Source organism: Streptomyces sp. Act143, assembly GCF_003143935.1.
Classification (GTDB): Bacteria; Actinomycetota; Actinomycetes; order Streptomycetales; family Streptomycetaceae; genus Streptomyces.
This window is the reverse complement of the sequence record NZ_QFRX01000001.1, coordinates 2,595,781-2,610,486: the sequence shown is the minus strand read 5'-3', so window position 1 is coordinate 2,610,486 and position 14,706 is coordinate 2,595,781. Positions and strand designations below refer to the sequence as shown.

Genomic DNA, 14,706 nt, shown 5'->3' with positions numbered 1-14,706 from the left:
GACTGAATGCGAGAACGCGTCGACCGGTCTTCGGCCGGTCTCCTCGATCCGGTTGCGCGGGCCTCGGGACGGTGTGGCACGCTCACCCTCGACCAGCGACGACGGTGAGAGGCGGCGGCATGCGCATCGGACTGCTCGGCACCGGCCCATGGGCCGAGGGGGCGCACGCGCCCGCCCTGAGCGAGCACACGGGACTGGACTTCGCCGGGGTGTGGGGCCGCCGCCCGGACGCCGCCAAGGAGTTGGCGGGCCGGTTCGGCACCCGGGCCTACGACGACGTCGACGCGCTGTTCGCCGACGTGGACGCCGTCGCGGTCGCGCTGCCGCCGGCGGTGCAGGCCGAGCTCGCGGCGCGGGCCGCGCGGGCGGGCTGCCATCTGCTGCTGGACAAGCCGCTCGCGCCGACGGTCGAGCGGGGCCGGGCCGTGGTGGACGCGGCGCGGGAGGCCGGGGTCGCCTCGGTCGTGTTCTTCACGACGCGCTTCCAGGCCGTGACGGAGGCGTGGATCACCGAACAGGCGGCGGTGGAGGGCTGGTTCACCGCGCGCGCCGAGTGGCTGGGTGCGGTGTTCACCACCGACAGCCCGTTCGGGGCGTCGCCCTGGCGACGGGAGAAGGGCGCCCTGTGGGACGTGGGCCCGCACGCCCTGTCCGTGCTGCTGCCGGTCCTCGGCGACGTACGACGGGTGGCGGCGGCCGCGCACGGTCCCGCCGACACCGTGCACCTCGTCCTCGACCACACCGGCGGCGCCTCGAGCACCCTCACCCTGAGTCTGACCGCGCCGCCCGCGGCGGCGGGCGCGGCCGTCGAACTGCGCGGCGAGGCCGGGGTCGCGCTGCTGCCGAGGAGTCCGGAGGGTGCCGTGCCCGCCCTCGTGCGCGCCGCGGACGCGCTGCTCGACGCGGCCCGCACCGGCCGACCGCACCCGTGCGACGCCGCGTTCGGGCTGCGCGTCACCGAGATCCTGGCCACTGCGGAGTCCCTGCTGGGCGACGACCGCGGCTGACGGACGGAACGGGACGAGCACGGCGCATCCGGCTGCCGCTCAGGGCGCGACGGCCGCCGCCGGTGTCACATCGCGACGGCAGCCGCAAGCCGGGTCATGGCAGTCGGGTCCGGCAGGGTCGCCAAGGTGTCGACGACCCTGGAGCTCGCGAACTCGCGTTGTTCCGCGGTCACCTTCGGGTCGATCGCGCACTCCGCCTGGACGTACACGAAGTTCAGGTCCGTGGCGAAGAGCATCGAGAACGAGTCCAGACCCGTGACCCTGGCGGGGCCTCCGGCGTCCGCGTAGGCCCGGGTGATCGTCCGGGCCGCCGTGGCGGAGAAGTCGTTGCCGCCCGCCCAGACGTAGAGGACACGGGCGAGTTCGCGTTCCGGCGCGATGGCGCCCGCGTTGTCCCAGTCGATGAGGGTCGGGCCGTCGGGGCCGACGAGGACGTTCTGGGGCTGCAGGTCGAGGTGGGAGCGCACCAGGCCGTCGGGCCCGGACGGTGTGACGTGCCGCGCCAGTTCCGGCATCCGGGTGTCGAGGAACCGGCCCAGCTCGTCGGACCACGCCACCCCGGCCTGGCGCACCTCCTTCGACAGCCGGGTCCAGTCGGCCTCCTGGGGACACTCCTCGTACCAGGCGTCCGGCGTCTCGGCGGCACCCTGGCCGGCCCGGTGCAGGACGGCCAGCGTCCGCCCGCACCAGCGGAGCAGCTCCGGGTCGGCGGGATCGGCCTCGTCGCCGCCGACCCAGTCGTACAACTTGACGTACGAGCCGTGGAGTCGGGTGACGGGCGAACCGTCACGGTTCGCCAGCAGCCGGGGCGCGGAGATCCCCAGCTCCGCCGCGGCGTCCCGCAGCGCGGCCTCCCGCCGTACCTGCCCCTCGTCGCAGCCGAAGAGCAGTTCCTTCACCGCCCACGTGCTGCCGTCCCCCGCCAGCTTCCAGATCTGCCCCAGCGCGCCGCGGGTGACGGGGGTCATGGTCCACGGCCCGTCGCCGAGCGCGTAGTGGTCGGCGACGGCATCGGCCGCTCGGTGCATGGGGGGTTCCTCTCCACGGTTCTCGCAACCACCCAAGATCGCAGGTCCGGCCGCTGCGCGTCGAACGGTTTCTCGCTCCACCGGAACCGGGCCCACGGGCGAACGGTTGCCGTACGACGTCGCAGGCCGGCCCCACGGTGAAGCGGCCCGACAGCCAGGGGTCGGACCCCACTGCGCCTCCGTCACCCGGTGCCGATGCTCCCGCTCACCCTGTCATCCGGCACTGACCGAGGCTGCCCGGATACGGCGGGCGCGGCGGGCGCGGCGCCGCACCGCGTGTACCGCTCTACCGCACGCCCTGCGGGAGGTGGAAGTTGACCCGCTCCCGCCGCACCGGATAGCCGGCCTTGGCGAAGTGCGCGGCCATGGGGAAGTTGCCCTGGTCGGTCGCCGCGACGATGTACTCGGCCCCCTGCTCCACGAGGTAGTGGGTGCACTCGGTCAACAGGTCGTAGGCGTAACCGTGCCCGCGCTGCTCGGGCACCACGCCGATGAAGCCGACGATCGGGGCCTGGTGGTTGCGGGCGGGGATGTGGATGCCGACGAGTTCGCCGTCCGGGGTTCGGGCGGTCTGCCACCATGCGCGCGGGGAGGGGCACCAGCGGAAGAAGTCCAGTTCTTCCTGGGCCGCTCGGTCGGCACCGCCCTCCTCGGCGGCCCGCACGGCGTGTGCGTCGAGGGTGACGGAATGGATGCGGCGCAGTGCGTCGAAGAAGACGGCGTCGTCGGGCTCGGGACCGAAGACGAGGCGGCCGGGCCGTTCGGGCAGTCCGCACTCGGGGGTCCAGCGGTAGTTGAAGCGCTCGACGAGCAGTTCGTAGCCGGCCGCACGGGCGGCGGCGAAGCGGTCCTCGACCGCGGGGCGGACCTCCGGGTCCTCGCGCCAGCCGGGCGGCAGGCTGAAGTCGATGTCGACGCGCCAGGGCGCGGTGCGCAGTAGTTCGGCGGCCGCCTCCGTCTCCCCCGCCAGCACGTCCAGGGTGTCGACACAGAGCGGCTCGGTGTCGTCGGGGCCGCCCCACCAGGCGGCCCGGGCCACGATGCGGCCGTCGCGCAGGGCGATGCGCTGCCAGTCGGGGCGGTGCCGGGTGAGCGGGTGCGCGGCGCGGACGCCGAGGGGGTCGGGAAGGGTATCGAACTCGTGTGCGGTGCTCTCGTCGAGCGGGCGGATGACCAGACCGGTCATGGATTCCTCCGGGATGCATGCCGCGTGGAGCGCTCCCGGGAACTCAGTGGCGCACGCCCGGGGCAACGGGAAGGGAGCGCTGGATGTCCGTGAACTGCATGGCACTCGCCTCCTTCCGTCGGTCCTGGGGCGTGACGTGCACACGTTAGAAGATCGACCGGGCGGGGGCCAGCGATTTACCGGACGGGCGTGTGTCGTTGCGCACGAGCCGGCTCCACCGCTCGTGTTCCTGCGCGAGCGGGGCACTCGGTGACCGGTCGAGGAAATCCGAGCCACGGAGGAACACCATGAACGTGCCGACACCGAACTCCGTAGACGGTCCGGCGCGGCACAGGATGCTGGGCATCTATCTCAATGATCATCTGGCCGGTGCCACGACCGGTACCGCGCTCGTCCGCCGCATGGTCCAGGAGCACCACGCGTCGGCCTACGGCGATGACCTGGACAAGCTCGCCACGGAGATCTCCCGGGACCGGCAGGCCCTCGTCGGGCTGCTGTCGGACCTCGATGTGCCCGTGCGGCGGTACAAGCTCGGCGCGGCGTGGCTGGCCGAGAAGATCGGGCGGCTGAAGCCCAATGGCCGGCTGCTGCGGCGTTCCGGCCTCGCCGTGCTCGTGGAGCTGGAGGCCCTGCGGCTGGGGGCGCAGGGCAAGGCGTCCCTCTGGCGCGCTCTGCTCCCGGTGTCGGCGCTGGAGCCACGTCTGGACGCCGATCGGGTCGAGGGGCTGCTGCGGAGGGCGGAGCAGCAGATCAGGACGCTGGATTCGCTGCACGCCCGGGCCGTCGTCCAGGCGTTCCGGCTGCACCCCCGGGCCACTCCCCGCCCCGCCGCCTGACGCCGGGCGCCGGTGGCTCCGGGGCCTGCGCCGGTGCCGTCCCAGCGCGTACGGGGCACCGTGGCCCTGGACGCCCGTCCAAGCCCGTCGGCACGCGGGGCGGAGCCTCTTCCGGATGCACACCGCGCTCCCCGGGTTAATGGTGATATCGGACCCGATGACGACCCGAGGAGCACACATCATGCCGACGTCACAGCCCGACACGTCCGGGCCCTCCGAGGACCGCGCCACCCCCGACGACCTGCTCCACACCCGCACCGGCACCGACGTGTCCCCCGAGGACGTGGTGCTCGCCGCCGGACGGGACCTGACCCCGGGCAACCTGGAGTGGGCCAGGCGCAAACTGGAGGCCGAGGGGCCGGCCGCGCTGGAGAAGCTGCTGCCGTAGCCGTGGGTCGACAAGGGCCCGGCCCCGGGCCCTTCAGTCCCGTCCGGCCGCTGCGTCGCCCTCGCCGTCCTCGTCGACGCACAGCACCGGCACCCGCTGGACGAGGTTGACGGCGAAACCGCCCCGGTTCCACGGCTGCTCCAGCGGCTGGGTGCGGCCGTCGGCGTCGGTGGCCCGCGCGCTCAGCACATGCTCACCGGGTGTCGCCGTCCAGGTGCACCGCCAGCGGCGCCATGCCCAGCGGTGCCCGCCGTCGGGCTCCAGTCCGGCCTCCTGCCAGGTTCGCCCGGCGTCCGTGCTCACCTCGACCCGGGTCACGGGCGCCCGCCCGGACCAGGCGCGTCCCTCCAGCGGCACCGGACCGGGGCGGACCACGCGGGCCCGGGACATGAAGTCCGGGAACCCCGGCGGGACCAGCAGCGCACGCGGCACGATCCGGGTGACGGCCTCGCCCGCGTCCTCGGGCCGCTGCCGCAGCCGGTAGGCGACGGACTGCTGGAAACCGGTGAACGCCGTGTCGGTGACGGTGATGTCGCGCAGCCACTTCACGTGGGCCATGCCGTACCAGCCGGGGACGACCAGGCGCAGCGGCCGGCCGTGCTGCGGCGGCAGCGGGGCGCCGTTCATCGCGTACGCCACCAGCACCTCCGGCTCGGTGCCGGTGGCGGTCCCGATCGGCAGGGCGCGCTGGTAGTCCTGCTCGACCCCGCGCTCCACGCCGTGGTCGGCGCCGGTGAACACCACGTCCACGGCGCCCGCCTCGACCCCGGCCCGCTCCAGGAGCAGCCGCAGCGGCACGCCGCTCCAGTCGGCGGTGCCGACGGCCTCGACGAGCCAGGGCTGGCTGACCGGGCGGGGCGTCAGCAGGGCCCGGCCGTTGCCCGCGCACTCCAGCGTCACCCGCGTGGTGACCTGGGGGAACGCGCGCAGGTCGGCGGGGGTGAGGCGGAGCGGCCGGCGGACCAGGCCGCCGACGGTGAGCTGCCATTCCATGTCGTCGGGGACGTACGGGATGTCGTAGTGCGTGAGGACGTAGTGCAGGCCCGGCGGGGTGACGTCGTAGCGCAGGGCTTCCAGCGGCAGTCCGTGGTTGCGGGTCGCGAGGGCCAGTTCGTCCCGGCCGATGCCCTCGTCGGGGTCTGCCAGCCGGGCGGGAGCGCTCGCGTCGTCGAGTCGATGGCCCATGACGGCATTGTCGCCCCGTCGGGCGCGTCCGGCACCCCGCGCTGCAACTGATCATCCGTGCCGGGGAGTTGCCCGCTCTTCCGGACCGGGCGGTTGAACTGTCACACTCCTGAGGGTGCCCGACTTCGACTTTGATCTGCTCGTCATCGGATCCGGCCCGGGTGGCCAGAAGGCCGCCATCGCCGCGGCCAAGCTGGGCCGCCGGGTGGCCGTCGTCGACCGCCCCGACATGGTCGGCGGGGTCTCCATCCACACCGGCACCATTCCCTCCAAGACCCTGCGCGAGGCGGTGCTGTACCTCACCGGCCTCACCCAGCGCGATCTGTACGGGCAGAGCTACCGGCTGAAGGAGGACATCACCGTCACCGATCTGACCGCCCGCACCCAGCACGTGGTCAGCCGCGAGGTGGACGTCATCCGCAGCCAGCTGTCCCGCAACCACGTCGCCCTCCACGCCGGGACCGGCCGTTTCGTCGACCCGCACACCGTCGCCCTGCGCGAGGTGACCGGCCACGAGCGGCTGCTGAGCGCCGAGCACATCGTCATCGCCACCGGTACCCGCCCGGCCCGGCCGGACAGTGTCGAGTTCGACGGGCGCACCATCATGGACTCCGACAACGTCCTCGCCCTGGAACACGTGCCGCGCTCGATGGTCATCGTCGGCGCGGGGGTCATCGGCATGGAGTACGCCTCGATGTTCGCCGCGCTCGGCAGCAAGGTCACCGTGGTGGAGAAACGGGCCGGGATGCTCGACCTGTGCGACGTCGAGGTGGTCGAGTCGCTCAAGTACCACCTGCGGGACCTCGCCGTGACCTTCCGTTTCGGGGAGACGGTGGCCGCGGTCGAGCGGCATCCGCGCGGCACGCTCACGATCCTGGAGAGCGGCAAGAAGATCCCCGCCGACGCCGTGATGTACTCGGCGGGCCGGCAGGGCCTGACCGACGACCTCGATCTCGACAAGGCCGGTCTGTCGGCGGACCGGCGGGGCCGGATCGCGGTCGACGAGTTCTACCGCACCGAGGTGCCGCACATCTATGCCGTCGGGGACGTCATCGGTTTCCCGGCGCTGGCCGCGACCTCGATGGAACAGGGGCGGTCGGCCGCCTACCACGCGTGCGGCGAACCGGTCGGACGCATGCACCAGCTCCAGCCGATCGGCATCTACACCATTCCCGAGATCAGCTTCGTGGGCCGGACGGAGGACCAACTCACCGAGGACAGCGTGCCGTTCGAGGTGGGCATCTCCCGCTACCGGGAACTGGCCCGGGGGCAGATCATCGGTGATTCGCACGGCATGCTGAAGCTGCTGGTCTCCCCCGAGGACCGCACGCTGCTCGGTGTGCACTGCTTCGGGACCGGCGCCACGGAGCTGATCCACATCGGCCAGTCCGTGATGGGCTGCGGCGGCACGGTCGACTACCTCGTCGACGCGGTGTTCAACTACCCGACCCTCGCCGAGTCCTACAAGGTCGCCGCCCTGGACGCCACCAACCGGCTCCGCCAGATCGACCGCATCGGCGAGTGACCGACAAGCCTCCGGCTCCGCCCCGGGCAACGCCCCTGACCTGCGGCGGAGTTGGAAGCGGGAGATTCCCCTCCGGCCAATCTTGCACGGCCGACGGCTAGGGCTATCATCACTCGCACACACGGTGTGACCGTCTGCCGACGCAGTGCTGAACGGTGTCTGCCGCCCCCTTTGTGCCGCCCCTTGCCCGAGGCCATCCCTCGTCGTGGGAGGCGGGTTCCACCCCCCACCCCCCTACGCCGTCGGGGCCTGGTCGTCCCTGCGTCGTGCACGACGGAAAGCAGCAAGTCATGAGCAACAACAGGGGCAGAGGGCTCCAGGCCAACGCCCTCGGGACCTTCGACACGGTGGTGATGGCCGTCGCGGGCAGCGCCCCGGCGTACTCGATCGCCGCCACCACCGCCGTCCTCGTCGGCGCGGTGGGCCTCGCCAGCCCGGCCGCCCTGCTCTACTGCGCGATCCCGATGCTGGGCATCGCCCTGGCGTTCAGCTATCTCAGCCGCATCGACGTGAACGCCGGCGCCAGCTACTCCTGGGTGGGCCGCACGCTCCACCCGTTCCTCGGCTTCCTCAGCGGCTGGGCGCTGGTGGTGTCGGCGACCCTGTTCATGGTGGCCGGTTCACTGCCCGCCGGGTCGATGACGCTGGCCCTGTTCGACGAGGAACTCGCCGCCGACACCGCACTGTCGACGCTGGTCGGCGCCGCCTGGTTCGTGATGATGCTGCTGGTGGTGCTCGGCGGTGCCCGGCTCACCGTGCGCGCCCAGCTGCTGATGTCCGGCATCGAACTCGCCATACTCGCCCTGTTCGCGCTGCTGGCCCTCTTCCACGCGGACAACGCCCGTGCCTTCGACTGGTCCTGGCTCGGCTTCGGACAGTTCGACGGAGTCTCGGGGTTCGCGTCCGGCGCGCTGATCGCCGCGTTCTACTACTGGGGTTGGGACGTCACCAGCAACCTCAGCGAGGAGACCCGCAACAGCCGCCGTACGACCGGACTCGCGGGCCTGATCGGAGTGGGCGTCGTCTTCCTGCTCTTCGAGGCGTTCACCATCGCGGTGAACGTGGTGCTGTCCTCGCGGCAGATCCAGGACAACGACGCCAACGTGCTGGCGGTGCTGGGCGAGGAGATCTGGCCGGGCTGGGGCGGCAAGCTGCTGGTCGTCGCGGTGATGCTGTCGACCATCGCCACGCTGGAGACCACGCTGATCCAGGTCACGCGGTCACTGTTCGCGATGGGCCGCGACCGGACGATGCCGTCCGCGCTCGGCAGGGTGCACCGCCGGTGGAACACCCCGTGGGTCGCCATCACCGTGGTCGGGGCGGTGGCGCTGGTGATGCTCGTCGCCTCCAACCTGCTGGGCACGGTGGGCGACATCCTCTCCGACGCGATCTCGGCGATCGGCCTCCAGATCGCCGTGTACTACGGCCTGGCGGGGCTCGCGGTGGTCGTCGCCTACCGCAAGATGCTGCTGAAGTCGGCGGCCAACTTCCTGCTCGGGGGCCTGTGGCCGCTGCTGGGCGCCGTGTTCATGTTCTGGGTCTTCGTCGAGTCGCTGAGCGAGCTGAGCGCCGCCGCGATCGGGATCGGCGTCGGCGGGCTCGCCGTCGGACTGCTGCCGATGCTCTGGTACTGGAAGCAGGGCAGCGACTACTACCGGCCGGCCAGGCTCGACGCCTCGCACACCATCGAGACGGACTACGTCCCCGACCGCCTCGTGGTCGCGCAGTCCCGTGCCCATGAGGGTCTCCCCACCGACTTCTGAGGGGGCCGGCCATGGTGCGAGACCGCTTCACCCTCGACTTCGACCCCGACTGCGGGGACGCCCCCCTCACCGACGCCCGCCACGACATCGTCATCGGCCGCTGGCAGGGGCTGCGCGATCTGCTCCGGGCCACCGGCCCCGACTGGCTCAGTCGCGGGCACCGGGTCCGGCTGCTCGCGCAGGCCTGCGCGGGCAGTTCGACGGCCGAGTCATGGCTGGCCGCCGAGCCGCACAGCGGTGACGCGCTGGTGCTGCGGGCGGCCACGGAGACGGCCCGGGCGTTCCAGCTGGCGATCGCCGCGGGCCGTGGCGTGCCGATCGAACAGCAGCGCATCGACACCGCCGTGCTGGCCTGCCTCCAGGCCGCCGACGCCTGCCCGGACGACCCGACGCCGTGGATCTCCCTGATCTCCGTCGCCCGGCTGTACCCGTCGGGCGTGCGCAGACAGGAACTGGCGCGCTGGTGGGACGAGTTGCACCGGCGCGACCCCTACAGCGTGGAGGGCCACCTCCAGATACTCCACTACTACTCCAACCGCTGGCACGGCACGCACGGACTGATGTACGACTTCGCCCGCGACGCGGCCGGTGTGGCGCCGCCCGGCTGCGCGCTGCCGGTGCTGGTCCAGTACGCCCGGGTCGAGGAGTACCGCTACGCGCTGGACGCGGCCAAGGGGCGCCAGTCCGCGGTCGGTCTCGCCGAGCACTGGACCCACGACGGCGCGGTCAGCGACGTACGCCGCACCTGGCAGCGCTGGCTGGCCGACCGCCCCGGCGGCGGCATCGCGCCCGGCGAGCTGCGCGACCTCAACTACCTGACGCACGCGGCCTGTCAGGCGGGGCTGACGGACGTCGCGGGCGCACTGCTGCGCATCCAGGGTGCCCGCGCCACGCGCACGCCGTGGTCGTACACGGGCGACCCGGACAGACAGATCCTCAAGTGGCGCAAGGAACTTCGGCTGTGAGCAGGGGGCACCGCCGACGGGTCAGTCCGCGAGATCCGCCGTCCACTTCTCCTCGATCCGGCCGGCCTTCCAGATCACCAGGGCGACGACCCAGGTCAGGACGAACAGGCCTACGACGGCGAAGCCGAGGGTGTTGAGGTCGAGGCCGGCGATCCAGGTCCAGAACGGGCCGTGCAGGCCGAGCTTCTCGCCGAGCAGACCGAGGAGTTCGACGGTGCCGATCAGCAGGGCGACGGCGACGGAGAGGCCGGTGACGGTGAGGTTGTAGTAGACCTTGCGGACCGGCTGGGAGAACGCCCAGCCGTAGGCGAAGTTCATGAACGTGCCGTCGATCGTGTCCAGCAGGGACATGCCGGCGGCGAACAGGACGGGCAGGCACAGGATCGCGTACCAGGGCAGCCCGGAGGCCGCGCCCGAACCCGCCAGCACGAGCAGGGCGACCTCGGTGGCGGTGTCGAAGCCGAGGCCGAAGAGGAGACCGAGCGGATACATCTGCCAGGGCTTGGTGATCGCCCCCGTCACCCGGCCCAGCAGCCGGTTCATGAAACCCCGGTTGTTCAGGTGCTCCTCCAGAGCGGCCTCGTCGAAGCTGCCCGTACGCATCCGCCGGAACACCTTCCAGATCCCGGCCAGGATCACGAGGTTGATGCCGGCGATGACGTACAGGAAGGTCCCGGAGACCGTCGTACCGATGAGGCCCGTGACGTCGTGCAGGGAGGAGCCGTCGTCGCGGACGGGGCCGGCGAGGGCCTTCACGCCCAGGGAGAGCAGGAACGTCAGGCCGAAGACGACGCTGGAGTGGCCCAGCGAGAACCAGAAGCCCACCGACAGCGGCCGTTTCCCCTCCCCCATCAGCTTGCGGGTGGTGTTGTCGATCGCCGCGATGTGGTCCGCGTCGAAGGCGTGCCGCATGCCGAGCGTGTACGCGGTCACGCCGATGCCGACCCCGAAGGACTTCGTGCCGACGCTGTGGTGCTGGGGTGCGACGAGGGCGACCAGGGTGAACCAGCCGATCACGTGCAGGGCCAGGATGAACGCGGCCATCCCCCCGACCCTGATCCACTCCTCACGCGTCATGGAGCCGCGGACGCGTTGCCGGACCCCGGTGACTGCGGTGTCCGGCGCGGGGAGGGGCGGAGCGGAGTCAGGGGCGACCGGCATCGGGAGGATCTTTCGTTCGGCGAAGCGGCCGCGACAGGCAGCCTTGTGCCATCCTCCGGTAACTGCAACTCATGTGCAGTAAAGGCCGTGGCAGATCTTTCCCACGGGAGGGGAAAGAGCGTGGTCACGGCATGGCGCGCACCCTCAGGACGTCGCGCGCCTTCTCACGGCGTCGCGCTGGGGCCGTCCGGGCGGGTGCGGCGCTGCTCGACCATCTCGCGGCTGAGCTCCTCCGTCTCCGGCTCCGCCAGCCGCTCGAAGCCGTCCTCGGTGATGACCGAGACGATCGGGAAGATCCGCCGGTTGATGTCGGGGCCGCCGGTCGCGGAGTCGTCGTCCGCCGCGTCGTACAGCGCCTGGAGAGCGGCGAGCGCGGCCTCGCGCCGGGTCATGCCCCGCCGGAACAGCTTCTTCAGCGCACCCCGGGCATAGGGCGAACCGGAGCCCTCGGCGTGGAAGCCCTTCTTCTCGTACAGGCCCCCGGCGACGTCGAAGCTGAAGATGCGGCCCCGCTCCCCCTCGGGCGCCGTGTCGTCGTAGCCGGTGAGGAGAGGGACGACGGCGAGGCCCTGCATGGCCTGGCCGAGGTTCTGCCGGATCATGCCCGCGAGGCGCCGCGCCTTGGCGTTGAGGGTCATCGGGATGCCCTCGATCTTCTCGAAGTGCGTCAGCTCGACCTGGTACAGCTTCACCATGTCGAGGGCGAGACCGACGGTGCCCGCGAAGGCGACGGCGGTGTAGTCGTCGGCGGGGTGCACCTTCTCCAGGTCGCGCTGGGCGATGAGGTTGCCCATCGTGGCCCTGCGGTCGCCCGCGATGAGCACACCGTCGCGGTAGGCGAGGGCGAGCACGGTGGTGCCGTGCGGGAAGCGGCCGGGCGCGGCGCGGACGTGGTCCGGGAAGGGCTTGCGGGTGGGCAGCAGCGCGGGCCGGTGGGCGGTCAGGAACTCGGTGAAGGACGAGGTCCCGGGGGTGAAGAACTCCTCACCCAGCCGTCCGCCCTGGTCGTTCGCCGTCATCGTGTTCCCCCTCGGTCGTCTCCGGGCCGACGCACCAGTCCTACCTGAAGTCCATGCGGCGGAAACACCGTTCGGGCTCGGACGGCTCACTCCGGGCAGGCTCGGAAGGCGTGCGCCGGTCGGGCTCAGAGGGCTTTACGGCGTACCAGTACGGCCAGCACCACCAGCCCCGGGACCAGGGGCAGCCACACCGTCAGGAGGCGGTAGCCGAGCACCGCGGACGCGGCGGCGGTGCCCGGGGCGCCGCTCGCGGTGAGGGCGAAGGCGAGGGCGGCGTCGAGGGAGCCGAGGCCGCCGGGGGTGGGCAGCAGGGCGGCGGCGCTGCTGGCGGCGACGTAGAGGAGCGCCACCCGGGCCGGCGGCAGGGGGAGGGCGACGGCCTGGCTGACGGCGATCAGCACGAGCGCGTGCAGGGCGGCGAAGGCCAGCTGTCCGCCCCACAGGGCCGCTGCCCGGGGCGGGTTGGCGTGGACGGCTCTGATGTCCGCGAGGACGACCGCGAGAGCGCGGCGGCAGCGCGGCCAGGCGAGGAGGACGGTCACACAGACGACGGCGGCGCACAGGGCGGCCAGGATGCGCAGGTCCGGCCGCGGCATCCGCAGCACGCCCGGGCAGGCCGCCGCCAGGGCGACGATCAGGAGGGCGCGGACGATCGCGGCGGCGGTCCCCTTGACGGCGAGGGCGCTCGCGGCCCGCCCGGCGGGCAGACCGCAGCGCATCAGGAAGCGGAGGTTCACCGCGCCGGCGCCGAGCCCGGCGGGCATCAGGTGGTTGGCGGAACCGGCGGCGAACTGCGCGGCCACCAGCCTCCCTTGGGGCAACCGGGGCACGACCGCGCCCTGCTGGGCCAGCGCGGCGCACACCCAGGTCGCGGCGGCCGCGACCCCGCCCACGAGCAGCCAGCCCTGGTCCGCGACGGCGAGCCGCACGGCCCCGCGTTCCAGCACCGGCCAGTGCCGCCGTGCCAGACAGGCGATGCCCACCAGCACGGCGAGGGTCACGGCGGCGTGCCAGTAGACCCGTTTTCGAGGGGGGCTGAGGACGACCGGTTCGGACGTCATCCGCCACCGCCCGCCGCACCCGGCGGCGCCAGCCGCACGAGCACCCCGCCGGCCTGGTGGGGCGTCCAGTCGTGGGCGTACCCGGCCGTGCCGCCCTCCGGCGGGGTGAGGTACGCGACCGGGATGTGACGGGCCGTCTCGTGGATCTCGGCGGTGGTGGAGTTGGCGTTGTGGCCGCCGGTCGCCGCGGAGGAGCAGCCGGTGTAGTAGGCCACGGGGATGGCCTCGTGCCCGGTGAGCAGACAGGGCGGGCGGACACCGAGGCGGTGCAGTTCGGCCGCGGTCCGCTCCCAGCCGTCGCGGGCGGCGGTGGCGTTGGAGACCGCGCGGTCCAGGACGTTCATCTGGACGGCCAGATGCGCGGTCAGGCCGAGCGCCACCAAGGTCGCGGCCACGGGCCGCCACGTGCCGTTCGGCCTGATGGCCAGGTGGAGCAGCGCGTCGGCGACCGGGAGCGCGAGCAGCGCGTAGGCGGGCAGCAGGAAGCGCGGCGCGGCGTATCCGATCATGAACAGGTAGGGGACGGCCGCCGTGACGGCGCAGGCGAACGGGACCAGGGTGCGCGTGGTGCGGCCCGCGCGGACGGCGACGACGAGACCGAGGACGGCGAGTACCGGAAGGACGTACAGCCATGCCGTGATCAGCGGGTTCGGCATCGATCCGTCGCACGGACGGCACAGCGCGCGTCCCACCTGACTGCGCATCTGGTCGTCGACGGCGATGTTCCAGCCGAGTCCGCCCTGGATGCGGGAGGCCTCATCAAGTCGCTCGGTCAGGCCGCCGAACGAGACGTACGCCTCGATCACCCACTGCACGGCGCCGAGGGCGAGCCCCGTGGCGAGGGCGGCGAGCGGCCGCCACCGCCGGGCCGCCACCGCGAACACGAACAGCGGCACCGTCACCCAGACCGCGTCCGTGGGCCGCATCCACGCCATGAGGGCGGCGCCCGCCAGCACACCCCACACACGGCCCTTCAGGAAGCAGCCCACGGTGACCAGCGCGCCGATGGCGACCCAGTAGTTGGGCATGGCCTGCGGGCCGTAGAAGAGTGTCACCCACAGGGTGGCGAACAGCGCCCCCGCGCCCGCCAGGACGCGGTACCGGAACAGTCCGTGCCACACGCGCAGGCCGACGTAGAGACCGAGCCCGGAGAGCACGGCGAGGTAGACGCGCAGCAGTTCGGTGGAGGTGGACCAGGACGCGACGGGTGCCACCAGCAGGGAGACCCCCCGCGCGCGTGGTGCGCTGAAGAAGGCGGGCGGCGCCTGGGTCCCGACCTGGCTGACGTACACGGTCTCGTCCCAGCCGAGGCCCATGCCCGGCCGTACGAGGAGCAGCTGAGCCAGGACGAAGACCCCGGCGACGGCGGCGAGCAGGACATCGCCCCGCCGGCGCCGGGACGCGACGGGCATGGTCACCCAGTCGATCCGTCGTACTTCGGCGAGCAGGGCATTCATGCCGTGCGCCATCGTCCACCCCTTACCCCGTGTATGCCATGGAGGTGCTCGGCCCTGGTCGGGAGCCGTGAAAACGAACTGGAGCACGGACAAAATAACCCGCAGTCCGTGCTCGTGCGGTGCGA

General features: G+C 72.4%; 13 protein-coding genes. 6 read left to right on the top strand and 7 right to left on the bottom strand.

Annotation, left to right across the window (positions count from 1 at the left end; translation table 11 throughout):
- Positions 1–119 precede the first annotated feature (119 nt).
- The gene (locus DI272_RS11685) at positions 120–1,007 is read left to right on the top strand and encodes a Gfo/Idh/MocA family protein (RefSeq protein ID WP_109495298.1); all 888 of its coding nucleotides are present in this window, start codon (positions 120–122) and stop codon (positions 1,005–1,007) included.
- Between the two features lie 65 nt (positions 1,008–1,072).
- Here the strand turns inward: DI272_RS11685 and DI272_RS11680 are convergent, their stop codons facing one another.
- Both DI272_RS11680 and DI272_RS11675 read right to left on the bottom strand, forming a co-directional pair.
- Complete coding sequence (locus DI272_RS11680; RefSeq protein WP_109495297.1) at positions 1,073–2,035, bottom strand: phosphotransferase enzyme family protein; 963 nt, start codon at positions 2,033–2,035, stop codon at positions 1,073–1,075.
- A 286-nt stretch (positions 2,036–2,321) separates the two neighbouring features.
- Complete coding sequence (locus tag DI272_RS11675) at positions 2,322–3,221, bottom strand: GNAT family N-acetyltransferase (protein WP_109495296.1); 900 nt, start codon at positions 3,219–3,221, stop codon at positions 2,322–2,324.
- A 287-nt stretch (positions 3,222–3,508) separates the two neighbouring features.
- Between DI272_RS11675 and DI272_RS11670 the strand changes: the two genes are divergently transcribed.
- Entirely contained in the window at positions 3,509–4,057 is a 549-nt protein-coding gene (locus DI272_RS11670; protein WP_109495295.1) for a hypothetical protein, read from the top strand.
- A gap of 181 nt (positions 4,058–4,238) precedes the next feature.
- Positions 4,239–4,445 carry a hypothetical protein gene (locus tag DI272_RS11665; RefSeq protein WP_109495294.1) on the top strand — a complete coding sequence of 69 codons (207 nt, stop codon included), beginning with the start codon at positions 4,239–4,241 and terminating at the stop codon, positions 4,443–4,445.
- A gap of 33 nt (positions 4,446–4,478) precedes the next feature.
- Here DI272_RS11665 and DI272_RS11660 read toward each other — a convergent pair whose 3' ends face one another.
- A complete protein-coding gene (locus DI272_RS11660; RefSeq protein ID WP_109495293.1) occupies positions 4,479–5,630 on the bottom strand; it encodes a sulfite oxidase in 1,152 nt (383 codons plus the stop codon).
- 115 nt (positions 5,631–5,745) lie between these two features.
- Between DI272_RS11660 and sthA the strand changes: the two genes are divergently transcribed.
- From sthA to DI272_RS11645, 3 genes are all read left to right on the top strand, one after another.
- A complete protein-coding gene (sthA, locus tag DI272_RS11655) occupies positions 5,746–7,155 on the top strand; it encodes a Si-specific NAD(P)(+) transhydrogenase (protein WP_109495292.1) in 1,410 nt (469 codons plus the stop codon).
- A gap of 290 nt (positions 7,156–7,445) precedes the next feature.
- A complete protein-coding gene (locus DI272_RS11650; protein WP_109495291.1) occupies positions 7,446–8,918 on the top strand; it encodes an APC family permease in 1,473 nt (490 codons plus the stop codon).
- Between the two features lie 11 nt (positions 8,919–8,929).
- Positions 8,930–9,883, top strand: coding sequence for a hypothetical protein (locus DI272_RS11645; RefSeq protein ID WP_109495290.1), 954 nt, complete (start codon positions 8,930–8,932; stop codon positions 9,881–9,883).
- A gap of 21 nt (positions 9,884–9,904) precedes the next feature.
- Here the strand turns inward: DI272_RS11645 and DI272_RS11640 are convergent, their stop codons facing one another.
- The 4 genes from DI272_RS11640 to DI272_RS11625 all read right to left on the bottom strand — a co-directional run bounded on the left by DI272_RS11640 (position 9,905) and on the right by DI272_RS11625 (position 14,593).
- Positions 9,905–11,044 carry a HoxN/HupN/NixA family nickel/cobalt transporter gene (locus DI272_RS11640; protein WP_181387161.1) on the bottom strand — a complete coding sequence of 380 codons (1,140 nt, stop codon included), beginning with the start codon at positions 11,042–11,044 and terminating at the stop codon, positions 9,905–9,907.
- A 164-nt stretch (positions 11,045–11,208) separates the two neighbouring features.
- On the bottom strand, positions 11,209–12,063 hold the full coding sequence (prcB, locus tag DI272_RS11635) for a proteasome subunit beta (protein WP_109495289.1): 855 nt from the start codon (positions 12,061–12,063) through the stop codon (positions 11,209–11,211).
- A gap of 125 nt (positions 12,064–12,188) precedes the next feature.
- The gene (locus DI272_RS11630; RefSeq protein WP_109495288.1) at positions 12,189–13,124 is read right to left on the bottom strand and encodes a lysylphosphatidylglycerol synthase transmembrane domain-containing protein; all 936 of its coding nucleotides are present in this window, start codon (positions 13,122–13,124) and stop codon (positions 12,189–12,191) included.
- Complete coding sequence (locus tag DI272_RS11625) at positions 13,121–14,593, bottom strand: hypothetical protein (RefSeq protein WP_109495287.1); 1,473 nt, start codon at positions 14,591–14,593, stop codon at positions 13,121–13,123. The genes DI272_RS11630 and DI272_RS11625 overlap by 4 nt, the downstream gene beginning before the upstream one ends.
- Positions 14,594–14,706 lie beyond the last annotated feature (113 nt).

Bases quoted from the DNA above. Each gene is read 5' to 3' on its own strand.
- DI272_RS11665 (WP_109495294.1), top strand. From the start codon at position 4,239: ATGCCGACGTCACAGCCCGACACGTCCGGGCCCTCCGAGGACCGCGCC.
- DI272_RS11675 (WP_109495296.1), bottom strand. From the start codon at position 3,221: ATGACCGGTCTGGTCATCCGCCCGCTCGACGAGAGCACCGCACACGAG.
- DI272_RS11640 (WP_181387161.1), bottom strand. From the start codon at position 11,044: ATGCCGGTCGCCCCTGACTCCGCTCCGCCCCTCCCCGCGCCGGACACC.
- DI272_RS11685 (WP_109495298.1), top strand. From the start codon at position 120: ATGCGCATCGGACTGCTCGGCACCGGCCCATGGGCCGAGGGGGCGCAC.
- DI272_RS11670 (WP_109495295.1), top strand. From the start codon at position 3,509: ATGAACGTGCCGACACCGAACTCCGTAGACGGTCCGGCGCGGCACAGG.
- DI272_RS11660 (WP_109495293.1), bottom strand. From the start codon at position 5,630: ATGGGCCATCGACTCGACGACGCGAGCGCTCCCGCCCGGCTGGCAGAC.
- DI272_RS11645 (WP_109495290.1), top strand. From the start codon at position 8,930: ATGGTGCGAGACCGCTTCACCCTCGACTTCGACCCCGACTGCGGGGAC.
- DI272_RS11630 (WP_109495288.1), bottom strand. From the start codon at position 13,124: ATGACGTCCGAACCGGTCGTCCTCAGCCCCCCTCGAAAACGGGTCTAC.
- DI272_RS11680 (WP_109495297.1), bottom strand. From the start codon at position 2,035: ATGCACCGAGCGGCCGATGCCGTCGCCGACCACTACGCGCTCGGCGAC.
- prcB (WP_109495289.1), bottom strand. From the start codon at position 12,063: ATGACGGCGAACGACCAGGGCGGACGGCTGGGTGAGGAGTTCTTCACC.
- DI272_RS11650 (WP_109495291.1), top strand. From the start codon at position 7,446: ATGAGCAACAACAGGGGCAGAGGGCTCCAGGCCAACGCCCTCGGGACC.
- DI272_RS11625 (WP_109495287.1), bottom strand. From the start codon at position 14,593: ATGGCGCACGGCATGAATGCCCTGCTCGCCGAAGTACGACGGATCGAC.